The organism is Mycobacterium nebraskense (assembly GCF_002102255.1).
In the GTDB taxonomy this organism is placed as follows: domain Bacteria; phylum Actinomycetota; class Actinomycetes; order Mycobacteriales; family Mycobacteriaceae; genus Mycobacterium; species Mycobacterium nebraskense.
Map to the genome: position 1 here is coordinate 23528 of NZ_LQPH01000132.1, position 13822 is coordinate 37349.

A 13822-nucleotide genomic window follows, 5' to 3' on the forward strand; every position below is an offset into this window, starting at 1 on the left:
TCACCCGGATCAAACCGGGTCGGGACTAGGTTGACTGACCCGGGCGCGAGGGCAGTTTGGCCGCGGCCTCCTCGTCGAGCAGCCACAGCGTGGTTTCCTGGCCGATCGCCCCGGCGGCGGGCACCGAGACCGGCGGGGCGCCGCCGATGGCCGCGGCCACCGCGTCGGCCTTGGCAGCCCCGGACACCATCAGCCAGACCTCGCGTGAACGCTGAATTGCGGGCAGGGTCAGAGTGATTCGTTGGGGAGGTGGCTTGGGGGAGTCCTCGACCGGGACCACCATGCGGCTGGTTTCCAGCACGGCGGGGGTGTCGGGGAACAGCGAGTTGATGTGCCCCTCCGGCCCCATGCCCAACAGATGCACGTCGAAATTCGGGACCGGTTGACCGGGTTCGGCGTTGGCCGCCAGCAGTTGTTCGTAGGCCAGCGCTGCGGCCGCGAGGTCGCTGCCGAATTCGCCGTCGCTGGCCGGCATGGTGTGCACATGGCTGGACGGAATGTCGATCCGGTCCAGCAACGCCTCCCGCGCCTGCTTGTCGTTGCGTTCGTCGTCATCCTCGGGGACGTAGCGTTCGTCGCCCCAGAACAGGTGCACCTTGGGCCAGGCGATCTCGTAGCCCACCAGCGCCTCGAGCAACCCGATGCCGTTACTGCCGCCGGTCAGCACGACGAGTGCGCGGTCCCGGGCCGCCACGGCGTTGCGGATGCTCTCGGACAATCGGTTGGCGGCGGCCTCGATCAGCGCCCGACCTTCCGGAAAAACTTCGATGATGGTGCTCACACGTACTGCACTTTCTCAATGCCTTCTAGCGCTGTCTGGTAAATCTCATCGGGGTCCAGCCGCCGCAGGTCTTCGGCGAGGCACTCGCCGGTTTCCCTGCGCGCCAAGGGAAGCAGGGCCTCCGGCTTGGCGGTGCGGCTCAGCGTCGCCGTCCTGCCCTGTTGGGGCCGGCTCAAGACGATGGTCTCGCTCTTGCGTACGAGCTCCACCTTGAGCTCGCCAACCGCGCGGCGCACGGGGCCGTCGATGCAGTCGGCCAGCCAGCCCGCGAGGATGTCAAGCGCCGGTTCGTTTTTCAGGCCGGACACCAGGGCCGACTCGATCGGCTCGTGGGGGGCGAGGTCGACCGCGGAGGTGAGCAGCGCCCGCCAGTAGGTGATGCGCGCCCACGCCAGGTCGGTGTCGCCGGCGGTGTATCCGGACCGTCGGCTCTTGATCGCCGATAGGGGGTCGGTTCCGTTGGTGGCGTCGGTGATGCGCCGAATCGCCAACTTGCCCAACGGGTCTTGGGCCGGAACGGCCGGGGCGACGTCCGGCCACCACACCACCACCGGGATGTCGGGGAGCAGGAACGGGGTCACGACGCTGGCGGCGTGCCCGGCGAGCGCCCCGGACAGATTCAGGATCACCACCTCGCTGGCGCCCGTGTCGCCACCCGCGCGCAACTGCGCGTCCAAGCGCGGCTCGTCCGCGTACGGGTCGCCCCGCATCGTGACGATGATCCGGCTGGGATGCTCGTGGCTCGCGTTGTTGGCCGCCTCGAGCGACTCTTCGAGGATGGCTTCGCTGTCCGGCGTGATGATCAGCGTCAGCACCCGGCCCATCGTCACGGCGCCGACCTTCTCGCGCAGTTCGTCGAGCCGCTTGTTGACCGCGGTGGTGCTGGTGTCCGGCATGTCGATAATCATCAGGGCCGCCGCCATTCGCGCCCCGTCCGGCGCAGCATCTCGAACGAGGACTCCGGACCCCAAGTGCCCGCCTCATACGGCTCGGGCTTGCCGTCGGCCGCCCAGTTATCGAGGACGGGATCCAATATCTCCCAAGCCAATTCGACCTCTTCGTTGACCGGAAACAGGGACGGCTCGCCCAGCAGCACGTCGAGGATCAGCTGTTCGTAGGCCTCCGGCGACTCTTCGGCGAACGCCGAGCCGTAGGAGAAGTCCATGTTGACGTCGCGGACCTCCATCGCGGTTCCCGGTACCTTGGAACCGAACCGCAGCGTGATGCCCTCGTCGGGCTGCACCCGGATGACCATGGCGTTGGCGCCCAGTTCGTCGGTCATGGTGGCGTCGAACGGCAGGTGCGGTGCGCGTTTGAAGACGAGCGCGATCTCGGTCACCCTTCGGCCCAAGCGTTTTCCGGTCCGCAGATAGAACGGCACGCCGGCCCAGCGGCGCGTGTCGACCTCCAGTGTGATGGCGGCGAACGTCTCGGTGGTGGAGTCCTTGGCGAACCCTTCCTCGTCGAGCAGCCCGACCACCTTCTCGCCGCCCTGCCAGCCGCCGGTGTATTGGCCGCGGCTGGTGGTCTCGTCGAGCGGCTGGGCCAGCTGGGTCGCCGAGAGCACCTTGATCTTCTCGGTCTGCAACGCCGCCGGGTTGAAGCTGACAGGTTCCTCCATGGCGGTCAGCGCCAGCAGCTGCATCAGGTGGTTTTGGATGACATCGCGGGCGGCGCCGATGCCGTCGTAATAGCCGGCCCGCCCGCCCAATCCGATGTCCTCGGCCATGGTGATCTGCACGTGATCGACGTAGTGCGCGTTCCAGATCGGGTCGAACAACTGATTGGCGAACCGCAACGCCAAGATGTTTCGCACCGTCTCCTTGCCCAGATAGTGGTCGATGCGGAACACCGCCTCTTCGGGGAAGACGGCGTTGACCGCATGATTCAGGGCCTGCGCGCTCTCCAGGTCGTGACCGAACGGCTTCTCGATGACCACCCGGCTCCATCGATCGCCCTGCGGCCGGGCCAACCCGGACTTGTGCAGCCGTTCACACACCACCGGGAAGGACTTGGGTGGGATGGCCAGGTAGAAGGCGTGGTTACCGCCGGTGCCGCGCTCGGCGTCGAGCTTGTCCAGGGTTTCGGCCAGCCGGCCGAACGACGCGTCGTCGTCGAAGGAGCCTGGCACGAAACGGAATCCCTCAGCCAGGCGTTCCCAGTTCTCCTCCCGAAAGGGCGTCCGGCAGTGATCCTTGACGGCCTGGTAGACCACCTTGCGGAAATCCTGGGTCTCCCAGTCGCGCCGGGCGAAGCCCACCAGGGAGAAGCTCGGCGGCAGCAGCCCCCGGTTGGCCAGGTCGTAGATGGCCGGCATCACCTTCTTGCGGGCGAGGTCGCCGGTGACGCCGAAGATCACCATGCCGCAGGGGCCGGCGATCCTCGGCAGCCGCTTGTCGCGCTTGTCCCGTAACGGGTTATGCCATTGCGCAGCGGTACGGGCCGGAGTCATTTCGAGGCGGAATCCAGCTGCTTCTGCGTCTCCTCCAGCAGCTCGGTCCACGAATCCACGAACTTCTCCACGCCCTCGTTCTCCAGCACCACGAAGACGTCGGTCAAGTCGAGGCCGACCGCGGCCAGCTTGTCGAACACCTCCTGCGCGGCGGAAGCGGTGCCGGTGACGGTGTCACCCTTGATCACGCCGTGGTCCGCGACGGCGTCAATTGTCTTCTCCGGCATGGTGTTCACCGTGTTCCGCGCGACCAGCTCGGTGACGTACAGGGTGTCGGAGTAGTCGGGGTTCTTGACCCCGGTCGACGCCCACAGCGGACGCTGCACGCGGGCACCGTCACCCTTGAGCGCCTCGTAGCGATCGCCGCCCTCGAACACCTCCTGGTAGGCCGCGTAGGCCAGCCGGGCGTTGGCCACACCGGCCTGGCCACGCAACGCCAGCGCCTCCTCGGTGCCGACCTTCTCCAGCCGCTTGTCCACCTCGGTGTCCACCCGGGACACGAAAAACGATGCCACGGAATGGATCTTGGACAGGTCGTGTCCCGCCTCGCGGGCCTTCTCCAGGCCGGCCAGGTAGGCGTCCATCACCTGACGGTGCCGCTCCACCGAGAAGATGAGGGTCACGTTGACCGAGATCCCTTCCGCCAGAACGGCGGTGATGGCCGGAATCCCGGCTTTGGTGGCCGGGATCTTGATGAACAGGTTCGGCCGGTCGACGATCTTCCACAGCTCGACGGCCTGCGCGATGGTCTTGTCGGTCTCGGCCGCCAGCCGGGGGTCGACCTCGATGGACACCCGGCCGTCGACGCCGTCGGAGGCTTCCCACTGTGGTCTGAGCACGTCGCATCCGTTGCGGACGTCATCGGTGGTGACGGTGCGAATGGTGGCGTCCACATCGGCACCGCGCTCGGCCAGCTCGGAGATCTGGTCGTTGTAGGTATCGCTGTCGGCCAGCGCCTTCTGGAAGATCGACGGGTTGGTGGTCACTCCGACAACGCTTTTGGTGTCGATCAGCTCTTGCAGATTGCCCGACTGCAGCCGCTGGCGCGACAAGTCGTCCAGCCAAACGGATACGCCCGCAGCGCTGAGCGCCGCGAGGTTAGGGTTCTGAGTCATGTGAATTACCCCTTCTCAGTTATCCACTACCTGTTCCGCGGCGGCCGCGACGGCTTCTGCGGTGAAACCGAATTCACGGAACAAAGTCTTGTAGTCGGCGGATTCGCCGTAATGCTCGATCGACACGATCCTGCCGGTGTCGCCGACCAGCTTGTGCCAGGGCTGCGCGACGCCCGCCTCGACGGCCACCCGGGCCGACACCGACGGGGGCAACACGCTGTCGCGGTAGTCCTCGGGCTGCGACTCGAACCATTCCACGCACGGCATGGACACCACCCGCGCGACAATGTCCTTGTCGGCCAACAGCTTCTGGGCCTCGACCGCGAGCTGAACCTCCGATCCGGTGGCGATCAACACGACGTCCGGGTCCTCATCTTTCCGGCGGCCGTCCTCGTCGCCGAGGATGTAGCCGCCCCGGGCCACGCCGTCGGCGCTGGTGCCCTCCAGCACGGGCACGCCCTGGCGGGTCAGGATCAGCCCGACCGGACCGCTGCCGTTGCCGCGGGCCAGGATCGTGCGCCAGGCGTAGGCGGTCTCGTTGGGGTCGGCCGGTCGCACCACCGACAGCTTGGGGATGGCACGCAGCGCCGCGAGGTGCTCGATCGGCTGATGGGTCGGGCCGTCCTCGCCGAGTCCGATCGAGTCATGCGTCCACACGTAGATGGTGTCGATGTCCATCAGCGCGGCCAGCCGCACCGCCGGGCGCATGTAGTCCGAGAACTGCAGGAAGGTGCCGCCGTAGGCCCGGGTCGGACCGTGCAGCACGATGCCGGACAGGATCGCGCCCATCGCGTGCTCGCGGACACCGAAGTGCAGCGTGCGGCCATACCAGTGTGCGGTGTAGTCCTTCGTCGAAATCGACGGCGGCCCAAAGGAATCGACGCCTTTCATGGTGGTGTTGTTGCTGCCCGCCAGATCGGCCGAGCCGCCCCACAACTCTGGCAGTTTCGGGCCCACCGCGGACAGCACCTCGCCAGACGCCGCGCGGGTGGCCAGCGCTTTGGACCCCGGCTCCCAATACGGGATGTCGGCGTCCCAGCCGTCGGGCAACTCCTCGGCTGTCAACCGGTCCAGGAGCGCCTTGCGGTCGGGTTCGCGCTGCGCCCAGGCGTCGAAGTCCCCCTGCCACTTCTCGTGCGCTTCCTTGCCCCGGTCCACGAGCTTGCGGGTGTGGGCGATGACCTCGTCGCGCACCTCGAACGTCTTGTCGGGGTCGAAGCCCAGTTCCCTCTTGACGGCCGCCACTTCCTCGTCGCCGAGCGCCGCGCCGTGGGCCTTGCCGGTGTTCATCAGCTTGGGCGCGGGATAGCCGATGATGGTGCGCAACTCGATGAACGACGGCCGGTCGGTGACGGCCTTGGCGTTGGCGATGGCCTCCTCGATGCCGACGACGTTCTCGCCGCCTTCGACCCTCTGCACGTGCCAGCCGTAGGCCTCGTAGCGCGCGGCGGTGTCCTCACACAACGCGATGTTGGTGTCGTCCTCGATCGAGATCTCGTTGTGGTCGTAGAAGACGATCAGATTGCCCAGCTGTTGCACGGCCGCCAGCGACGACGCCTCCGAGGTCACGCCTTCTTCGATGTCGCCGTCGGAGGCGATCACGTAGATGAAGTGGTCGAACGGGCTGGTGCCCTGGGCGGCGTCCGGGTCGAACAGGCCGCGCTCGTAGCGCGACGCCATCGCCATGCCCACCGCCGAGGCCAGACCCTGGCCGAGCGGGCCGGTGGTGATCTCAACACCCTTGGTGTGACGGAACTCTGGGTGCCCGGGCGTCTTGGATCCCCACGTGCGCAGCGACTCGATGTCGGACAGTTCCAGACCGAACCCACCCAGGTAGAGCTGGATGTACAGCGTCAGGCTGCTGTGCCCGCACGACAGCACGAACCGGTCGCGACCGAGCCAGTGGGTGTCGCTGGGATCGTGTTGCATCGCTCGCTGGAACAGCGTGTAGGCCAGGGGAGCCAGGCTCATCGCGGTTCCGGGATGTCCGTTGCCGACCTTCTGGACCGCGTCGGCGGCCAGCACCCGAATCGTGTCGACGGCGGCCGAGTCGATCTCGGACCAGTCGTCGGGGAGGTGCGGTTGGGTCAGCGTAGAGATCTCTTCGAGTGTGGTCACAGACTCAGTCCTTGGGGTCATCAAGCTGATCAATCCCACCCTAGTGCGGGAGGGCCGGCTCTTGCAGTGCAGGTTTTGGGTACCCGCCGCCGGCTGGTGTGAAAATTACGCGGTGGCCGTTGACCCGTAACATTCAGTTCGGAAATCACAGGAGAAATCTCCCGGATTGGACCCTGCGGGCAGGCCGTTACCGGCCCTCGGTCTACCATCGTGTGTAGTAGATGCTGCGCGCCGCTGCGACCCCAAGGAGTTATTGCGTGAGCGTTCGCGGGCGCGTCGCCCCGAGCCAAGTACCGAGCCGGTTATCAGGCCCGGTGAGCAGTCGGGCAATCGGCACGGTGCTGGCGTATTTGGCGCTGACCAAGCCGCGGGTCATCGAGCTGCTGCTCGTCACCACCATTCCGGCCATGCTGCTTGCCCACCGCGGCACCGTGAATCCGCTGTTGATCCTCAACACGTTGATCGGTGGGATGCTGGCCGCCGGGGGAGCCAACACCCTGAACTGCGTGGCCGACGCCGACATCGACAAGGTGATGAAGCGCACGGCGCGCCGGCCGCTGGCCAGGGCCACGGTCCCGCGCGGCCACGCGCTGGTGTTCGGGTTGGCGCTGTCGGTGGCGTCGTTCTTCTGGCTGTGGTGGACGACGAACATGCTGTCGGCACACCTGGCCGGCGCCACCATCGCCTTCTACGTGCTGGTCTACACCCTGCTGCTCAAGCGCCGCACCTCGCAGAACGTCGTGTGGGGCGGCGCGGCCGGCTGCATGCCGGTGATGATCGGCTGGTCGGCCGTCACCGGCACCATCGGCTGGCCGGCGCTGGTGATGTTCGCGATCATTTTCTTCTGGACGCCACCGCACACCTGGGCGCTGGCGATGCGTTACAAGGACGATTACATAGCGGCCGGCGTCCCGATGCTGCCCGCCGTGGCGACCGAGCGTCAGGTCACCAAGCAGATCCTGATCTACACCTGGCTGACGGTGGCGGCGACGCTGGCGCTGGCGCTGGCCACGGGCTGGCTGTACGCGGCGGTCGCCGTGGTGGCCGGGGTGTGGTTCCTGGCGATGGCCCACCAGCTGCATGCCGGGGTTCGCGCCGGCGAGCCGGTCAAGCCGCTGCGGTTGTTCCTGCAATCGAACAACTATCTGGCTGTTGTGTTTTGCGCGCTGGCGGTCGATTCGGTGATCGCGCTGCCGCACCTGTTCTGACGTACCGCGTCGCATCCGCCTCTTCAGTGATTCGGCGAACCAGTGGTCGGTTGAAAATGCCTACGGCAGCAGCACGATCGAGCCGGCGGTCTTGCGGCCCTGCAGGTCCTGGTGGGCCCGCGTGGCTTCGGCGAGCGGGTAACGCCCACCGACCTCGATGCTGATGGCGCCGCCGGCGATCGCGTCGAACAATTCCTCTGCCCGCCAGCTGAACTCCTGGCCGGTGCGGATGAAGTGGGCCAGCGACGGCCGGGTCAGAAACACCGAGCCGGCGGCGTTGAGGCGCTGCGGATCGAACGGTGGAACGGGTCCGCTGGCCGCGCCGAACAGCGCCAGCGTGCCCCGCACGGCCAGGCTGGCCAGGCTGGCGTCGAAGGTGGTGGCGCCGACGCCGTCGTACACGGCCTCGACGCCGAGGCCGTCGGTGAGCCCACGAATCTGCCGGCCGAACTCGTCCGGGTCATCAGCGTAGGAAAGCACCTCGTCCGCGCCGGCCTGCCGGGACAGCCGCGCCTTCTCCGGCGTGGAGACCGTGGTGATGACCCGCGCGCCGAGCAGATGAGCCCACTGCGTCAGGATCAGTCCGACGCCCCCCGCGCCGGCGTGCACCAGCACGGTGTCGCCCGCCTGCACCGGATACACCGACTTGAGCAGGTAGTGCGCGGTCAGGCCCTTCAGCAGCACCGACGCTGCCACGTCGGAACTCACGCCGCCCGGCACGTGTGCCGTCAAAAACGCTGGGGCAGTGGCGTACTCGGCGTAACCGCCGGATGCCGACGCGCTGACCACCCGGTCGCCCACATTGAAACCGTCGACACCGTCACCGACCGCGCCGACGGTGCCGCACAGTTCCGAACCGAGGATGAACGGGAGCGAGCGCGGGTACTGCCCCGAGCGGAAGTAGGTGTCGATGTAGTTGACGCCGATCGCCTCGGCCTTGATCAGCACTTCGCCGGGCCCGGGCGTGGGTTGTGGCGCATCGACGTAGCGCAGCACTTCGGGGCCGCCGGTTTCGCTGACTTCGATTGCGTGCATGTGCTTATCATGCCCGGGCATGAAACTCGCCCGTCCGGACATCTTCCATCCCCGCATCGTGCTGGCGGGGCCGGGCGACGATGCGACCGGCGACCCCGACGACGCCGGGCTGGTGCCCGCGCTGCGAACCCGTGGGCTGCACGCCCGCTGGCGGTCTTGGGACGATCCCGAGACCGTGCGCGCGGACCTGGTCATCCTGCGCGCCACAGCGGACGACCCGGACCGGCGCGACGAATTCCTGGCCTGGATCCGGCGCGTGCGTCATCTGCTCAACCCGCCCGACGCGGTCGCTTGGAACCTCGATGAGGGATATCTGCGCGACCTCGAGAGCGATGGGATTCCCACTGTGCTCGCCGGGCCGCCCGGCCGGCCCGTGGCGCAGTCGGCGTTGATCTTCTTGGGCGGCAAGCAGTCGCACGCCTGGCCGGCCGAGCCGGAGTTCGAGGCGTGGGACCTCGGTTACGCCGCGCTCGCGTCGGCCGCCGACCGCGCCGGAATCGCCGAGCGGGAGCTGCTGTACGCCCGCGCCGACGTGGCCGGGGACCGGCTGGTGGGGCTTGACCTCGTCGCGCCGTCGCTGGGCTGGGCGCACCTCGACGTCACCACCCGCGAGCGCGCCCAGCGCGAGTTCGCGCTGGCCGTGGAGTCAGCCTGCGAGCGGCTCGGGCTCGGCCCGCTCTCGCATCGACGCCCATAGCGCGGCGGTCGCCGCGGTGCACGCCGCAGCTCCGGCCACGTGCAGTGCGACCAGCGCGGCGGGCACCCCCGTGAAGTACTGGGCGGTGCCGACGGCGGCCTGCGCGCACACCAGGGCGAGCAGCACGATCAGCCGCCGCAGGATGGGCCGGGCGGCGCGCACCGCAAGCAGCCCGAAACCCAGCCCGACCAGCAGGGCGAGGTAGGCGATCAGCAGCGAGGAGTGCGCGTGCACCAGGGTGTCGACCGCGACCTCGAGTCGCGGCACCGTCCGGGTGGGGCTGCGGTCACCCGCGTGCGGGCCGGCGGCCGTCACCAGCGTGCCGGTGACCAGCACCACGGCCAGGTCCAGGCCGATCAGCGCCGTCAGGGCGCGCAACGGCCTGGCCACACGCCGGCGAACCACGCCATCGTCCGGCTCGCCGATCTTGACGTACAGCAGCACCGACAGCCACACCATCGTCATCGAGGTGAGCAGGTGGATGGCCACCGTCCACCACAGCAGCCCGGTGCGCACGGTGATGCCACCGATGACCGCCTGCACCACCGTCGACACCGGCATCAGCCACGCGTACGCCAAGACTTCTGTGCGTCGCCGGGCCCGGGTCACGGCCAGCACGGCCAGCGCCGCGGCGACGACCACCGCGAAGGTGATCATGCGATTGCCGAACTCGACCGCCTGGTGGATGCGCGGCACCTCGGCGTGGGCGACCGGGGTGAAGCTGCCCGGAAAGCACTGCGGCCAGGTGGGACAACCCAGTCCCGACGCGGTGACGCGGACTATCGCTCCGGTGACGGCGATGCCGCCCTGAGTGAGGATGACCGCCGCGGCGATGAGCTTCTGCGCGCGAACGCTCGGGTCGGGGAGGAGGTCCACCAACCGCATCAGCGTTCGTCCCACGGGCATGGCCCGATGGTAGGCCAACGAAAACTACGTCCTGTAGTAAGCCCTGACTCATCGTGAGTCGGCCTGGACGCGTCAGGTGAACCGGAACCAGCGAAGCGCGGCCAGCGCCGCGACCGCTCCCCACACCGTCAGAACGACAATGCCGAACCAATCCACCGACAGGGCCATCGCCCGCGACAGGGCCTCGGTCAGCGCGCCCGAAGGGGTGAGCCGGGCCGCCCACTTGACGCCGGTCGGGATCATCCCGCTTTCCACCGTCAGCGCGCCGAGCCCGGCGAAGACGAACCACAGCAGGTTGGCCACCGCGAGCACGATCTCGGCCCGCAGCGTCCCACCGAGCAACAGCCCGAGGGCCGCGAAGCCGGCGGTGCCCAGCGCGATGATCGCCGCGCCTAACGCCAGCGCGGTCAGGGCGGGCCGCCAGCCCAGTGCAAACCCGATGGCGCCCAACAGGATTGCCTGCAGGAACACCACGGTGACCACGGCCAGCGACTTGCCGGCGATGATGCCCCAGACCGGCAGCGGGGTCGCGCCCAACCGCTTGAGCGCGCCGTAGCGGCGGTCGAAGGCGACGGCGATGGCCTGCCCGGTGAACGCGGTCGAGATCACCGCGAGGGCCATGATGACCGGGACGAAGGTGGCGGCGCGGTTGTGGCCGAAGGAGCCGAACGGCAGCAGCGTCAGCCCGACCAGCAGGGTGATCGGGATGAACATGGTCAGCAGCAGCTGCTCGCCGTTGCGTAGCAGCAGCTTGAGCTCCAGGCCGAACTGCGCGGCCAGCATCCGCGGCACGGCGTTCGGCCTCGGGTCGGGGGTGAAGGTCCCCGCGGGGAAGACGTTCGATTCGGTCACTGCCGCAACTTCCTGCCGGTGAGGTCGAGGAACACGTCCTCGAGGCTGCGCTGCTCGACGCGCATGTCGGTGGCCAGCACGTCGATCCGCGCGCACCACGCCGTGACGGTGGCGAGCACCTGCGGGTCGATGGGGCCCTCGACCAGGTACTCGCCCGGCGTCACCTCGCTGGCCCGGTACTCCTCGGGCAGGGCGGCGGTCAGCAGGGACAGATCGAGTCGCGGCGGCGCGGTGAAGCGCAACTCGTCCTTGGCGCCGGTGCGCATCAGCTCGGTCGGGGTACCGGCGGCCACCGTCGCGCCGTGGTCGATGATGACCAGCCGATCGGCGAGCTCCTCGGCCTCCTTGAGCTGGTGGGTGGTCAGCACCACCGTCACGCCGTCGCGGCGCAACGCGTCGATCAGTTCCCAGACCAGCAGCCGGGCATGCGCGTCCATGCCCGCGGTCGGCTCGTCGAGGAAGACCAGTTCGGGGCGGCCGACCAGCGCACAGGCCAGCGCGAGCCGCTGCTGCTGGCCGCCGGACAGCCGCCGGTAGGTGGTGCGGGCGGCATCGGTGAGGCCCAGGGTGTCGAGCAGCCACGCCGGGTCCAGCGGGTCGGCGGCGTAGGAGGCGACCAGGTTGAGCATTTCGCCCGCGCGCGCGGTGGGGTAGCCGCCGCCGCCCTGCAACATCACGCCGATGCGGGTGCGCAGGCGGGCGTTGTCGGCGATCGGGTCCAGCCCGAGCACCTCGATGGTGCCGGCGTCCGGGCGCACGAAGCCCTCGCACATTTCGACCGTCGTGGTCTTGCCGGCACCGTTGGGGCCCAGCAGGGCGAGCACTTCGGCGGCGTGCACCTCGAGGTCGAGATTGGCGACGGCCGTGGTGGATCCGTAGTGCTTGCTCACCCCGCGCAGTCGCACGACTGTTTCAGGAACGTCCGAGCTCACGTGGAATCAGCGTAGGCGTCAGGTACCGCCTCTGAACTAGGGGTGGCCCGGGGGGTCTGAACGGTCTCGGTCGCCGGCGCGGTGTCGACGGCCGCCGGGGGCGTTTCGGCGGCCTCGGCCTGGAGTCGCCGCCACGGCAGGCGGGTGTACGTCAGCGCGATGAGCACCGCCACGATGACGGCGCTGGCCAGGGTGGCGTCCACGATCTGAAAGAGCGCGAAGCGGTCGCCGTTGGCCGTCGGGCCGAAGATGCCGACCACGAGGGTGATGACGATTGCCGCCGCCCGGAACCCGCTGCGGGTTGCCCAGGCGGCCAGCGGAATGATCGCCCACAGCAGATACCAGGGCTGCACGACGGGAAACAGCAGCACGGTGACGCCCAGCGCCACGCCCAGGCCGCCGATCGGGTGCAACCGGCCCCGGAAGACGGCTACCAGCAACCAGCCCACCATCACCATGATGATCAGCACACCGATGCCACGAGCCAGCCCGAGAATCGCGGTGGTGTGATCGCCCAGGCCAAGCAGGATCCCCACCTGTCCCGTGCCGAGGGCCAGCAGGGTCGGCGGCGACATCCAGCTGCGCACCACGTTGGCCGTGCCCAGCGTGTAGATCCAGCCGAACCCCAGCCCGCTGGCCCAGCCCACGACCGCCATCACCGCCAGCGACAGCGCCGTCATCGCGCCGCCCGCCAGCAGCAGCGCCCGCAGGTTGCCCCCGCAGCGGTAGGCCAGCGCCATCGTGACGAATCCGAGCGCCAGCAGCGACGGCAGCTTCACCTGCGACGACAGGATGATCAGGATGGCGCCGGCCAGCAGCATGCCCAACGGTTCCCAGTGCGGACCGGGGCGCCAGGAGTCCGGCATCAGACGGGGCGAGTCAATACCCCGTAGCGCGAACTCGGCCCCGGCCAGCATGAGCCCGAGCATCAACGCCTCGTTGTGGACGCCGGCGACCAGATGCATGATCAGCAGCGGATTGGCCGCGCCCAGCCACAGCGCGCTGACCTCGGCGACGCCGCAGCGCCGGGCCAGCCGCGGGGTCGCCCACACGATCAACCCCACGCCGATCAGCTCGACCAGCCGGTGACACAGCACGGCGGCGACGATGTTCTCTCCGGTGATCGCGGAGATGCCGCGCCCGATCCACAGGAACAGCGGGCCGTAGGGCGCCGGCGTCTCGCGCCACAGGGTGGGGACCGACAGCGTGAAGACGTGGGAGAGGCCGAGCCCCGACGCGGGTCCCACCCGGTAGGGGTCGAGTCCTTCCAAAGAGATCTGGCTCTGGGCCAGGTAGGAGTAGACGTCCTTGCTGTACATCGGCGGCGCGATGAGCAGCGGCACTATCCACAGCAGCAGGGTGCGGTCCAGGTCGCCGCGCGACATCCGCTTGCTGCCCAACGCGAACCGGCCGAGCATCAGCCAGGCCAGCGCCATCATGACCGCCCCGGTCGTCGTCATCGTCAGCGACACCGTCTGGATCCGCGACGGCAGGTTGAGCAACCGCACCCCGAACGTGGGGTCCTGCACGACGGGCCGGGCCCCGGCGCCCAGCGCGCCGATGGCCATCAGGATGGTGCCGGTGGCGCCGAACAGGCGGGTGCGTTGCAGCGCGGTGAGCTCGGTATCGTTCAGCGGCGTGCCCACCGCTTGCTCGTCGCCATGCAAGCTGGCGATCGAAGAGCTCAGCAAGTGGTGGCGGGCTGCCATCAGTGCAGCGTAGCCGC

Annotated in this window: 12 protein-coding genes; 2 read left to right on the forward strand and 10 right to left on the reverse strand. The window is 68.6% G+C overall.

Translation table 11 applies throughout. The features are described 5' to 3' along the window. Positions 1 to 25: 25 nt before the first annotated feature. From pgl to tkt, 5 genes are read right to left on the reverse strand one after another with little or no spacing between them, the layout of a single operon-like run. Positions 26 to 781: a 6-phosphogluconolactonase gene (gene pgl / locus AWC17_RS17700; RefSeq protein ID WP_047323604.1), complete on the reverse strand. Its 756-nt coding sequence runs from the start codon at positions 779 to 781 to the stop codon at positions 26 to 28. Beyond that, positions 778 to 1689, reverse strand: coding sequence for a glucose-6-phosphate dehydrogenase assembly protein OpcA (opcA, locus tag AWC17_RS17705; protein ID WP_046183696.1), 912 nt, complete (start codon positions 1687 to 1689; stop codon positions 778 to 780). The genes pgl and opcA overlap by 4 nt, the downstream gene beginning before the upstream one ends. Then, complete coding sequence (gene zwf / locus AWC17_RS17710; RefSeq protein ID WP_046183687.1) at positions 1689 to 3233, reverse strand: glucose-6-phosphate dehydrogenase; 1545 nt, start codon at positions 3231 to 3233, stop codon at positions 1689 to 1691. Before zwf ends, opcA begins: the two co-directional genes overlap by 1 nt. After that, a complete protein-coding gene (gene tal / locus AWC17_RS17715; RefSeq protein ID WP_046183688.1) occupies positions 3230 to 4348 on the reverse strand; it encodes a transaldolase in 1119 nt (372 codons plus the stop codon). The genes zwf and tal overlap by 4 nt, the downstream gene beginning before the upstream one ends. A 15-nt stretch (positions 4349 to 4363) precedes the next feature. Then, on the reverse strand, positions 4364 to 6466 hold the full coding sequence (gene tkt / locus AWC17_RS17720; protein ID WP_085164899.1) for a transketolase: 2103 nt from the start codon (positions 6464 to 6466) through the stop codon (positions 4364 to 4366). 257 nt (positions 6467 to 6723) lie between these two features. On the opposite strand from tkt, the gene AWC17_RS17725 reads away from it, so the two are divergent. Continuing rightward, positions 6724 to 7674 carry a heme o synthase gene (locus AWC17_RS17725; protein ID WP_046183690.1) on the forward strand — a complete coding sequence of 317 codons (951 nt, stop codon included), beginning with the start codon at positions 6724 to 6726 and terminating at the stop codon, positions 7672 to 7674. A 60-nt stretch (positions 7675 to 7734) separates the two neighbouring features. Here the strand turns inward: AWC17_RS17725 and AWC17_RS17730 are convergent, their stop codons facing one another. Then, positions 7735 to 8709, reverse strand: coding sequence for a quinone oxidoreductase family protein (locus AWC17_RS17730; RefSeq protein ID WP_046183697.1), 975 nt, complete (start codon positions 8707 to 8709; stop codon positions 7735 to 7737). 19 nt (positions 8710 to 8728) lie between these two features. Here AWC17_RS17730 and AWC17_RS17735 point away from each other — a divergent pair, with 19 nt between their 5' ends. Further along, positions 8729 to 9406: a hypothetical protein gene (locus tag AWC17_RS17735; protein WP_046183691.1), complete on the forward strand. Its 678-nt coding sequence runs from the start codon at positions 8729 to 8731 to the stop codon at positions 9404 to 9406. Here AWC17_RS17735 and AWC17_RS17740 read toward each other — a convergent pair. From AWC17_RS17740 to mptB, 4 genes are all read right to left on the reverse strand, one after another. Then, on the reverse strand, positions 9356 to 10291 hold the full coding sequence (locus AWC17_RS17740; RefSeq protein WP_197083396.1) for a COX15/CtaA family protein: 936 nt from the start codon (positions 10289 to 10291) through the stop codon (positions 9356 to 9358). The genes AWC17_RS17735 and AWC17_RS17740 overlap by 51 nt on opposite strands. Positions 10292 to 10384: 93 nt before the next feature. Continuing rightward, positions 10385 to 11164, reverse strand: coding sequence for an ABC transporter permease (locus tag AWC17_RS17745; protein WP_046183693.1), 780 nt, complete (start codon positions 11162 to 11164; stop codon positions 10385 to 10387). Further along, positions 11161 to 12096 (reverse strand): ABC transporter ATP-binding protein, encoded by a 936-nt coding sequence (locus tag AWC17_RS17750; RefSeq protein WP_141224671.1) that lies wholly within the window; start codon positions 12094 to 12096, stop codon positions 11161 to 11163. Before AWC17_RS17750 ends, AWC17_RS17745 begins: the two co-directional genes overlap by 4 nt. Beyond that, a complete protein-coding gene (gene mptB, locus AWC17_RS17755; protein ID WP_046183699.1) occupies positions 12093 to 13805 on the reverse strand; it encodes a polyprenol phosphomannose-dependent alpha 1,6 mannosyltransferase MptB in 1713 nt (570 codons plus the stop codon). The genes AWC17_RS17750 and mptB overlap by 4 nt, the downstream gene beginning before the upstream one ends. Positions 13806 to 13822 lie beyond the last annotated feature (17 nt).

Bases quoted from the DNA above. Each gene is read 5' to 3' on its own strand.
- opcA (WP_046183696.1), bottom strand. From the start codon at position 1,689: ATGATTATCGACATGCCGGACACCAGCACCACCGCGGTCAACAAGCGG.
- zwf (WP_046183687.1), bottom strand. From the start codon at position 3,233: ATGACTCCGGCCCGTACCGCTGCGCAATGGCATAACCCGTTACGGGAC.
- tal (WP_046183688.1), bottom strand. From the start codon at position 4,348: ATGACTCAGAACCCTAACCTCGCGGCGCTCAGCGCTGCGGGCGTATCC.
- AWC17_RS17730 (WP_046183697.1), bottom strand. From the start codon at position 8,709: ATGCACGCAATCGAAGTCAGCGAAACCGGCGGCCCCGAAGTGCTGCGC.
- AWC17_RS17735 (WP_046183691.1), top strand. From the start codon at position 8,729: ATGAAACTCGCCCGTCCGGACATCTTCCATCCCCGCATCGTGCTGGCG.
- AWC17_RS17740 (WP_197083396.1), bottom strand. From the start codon at position 10,291: ATGCGGTTGGTGGACCTCCTCCCCGACCCGAGCGTTCGCGCGCAGAAG.
- mptB (WP_046183699.1), bottom strand. From the start codon at position 13,805: ATGGCAGCCCGCCACCACTTGCTGAGCTCTTCGATCGCCAGCTTGCAT.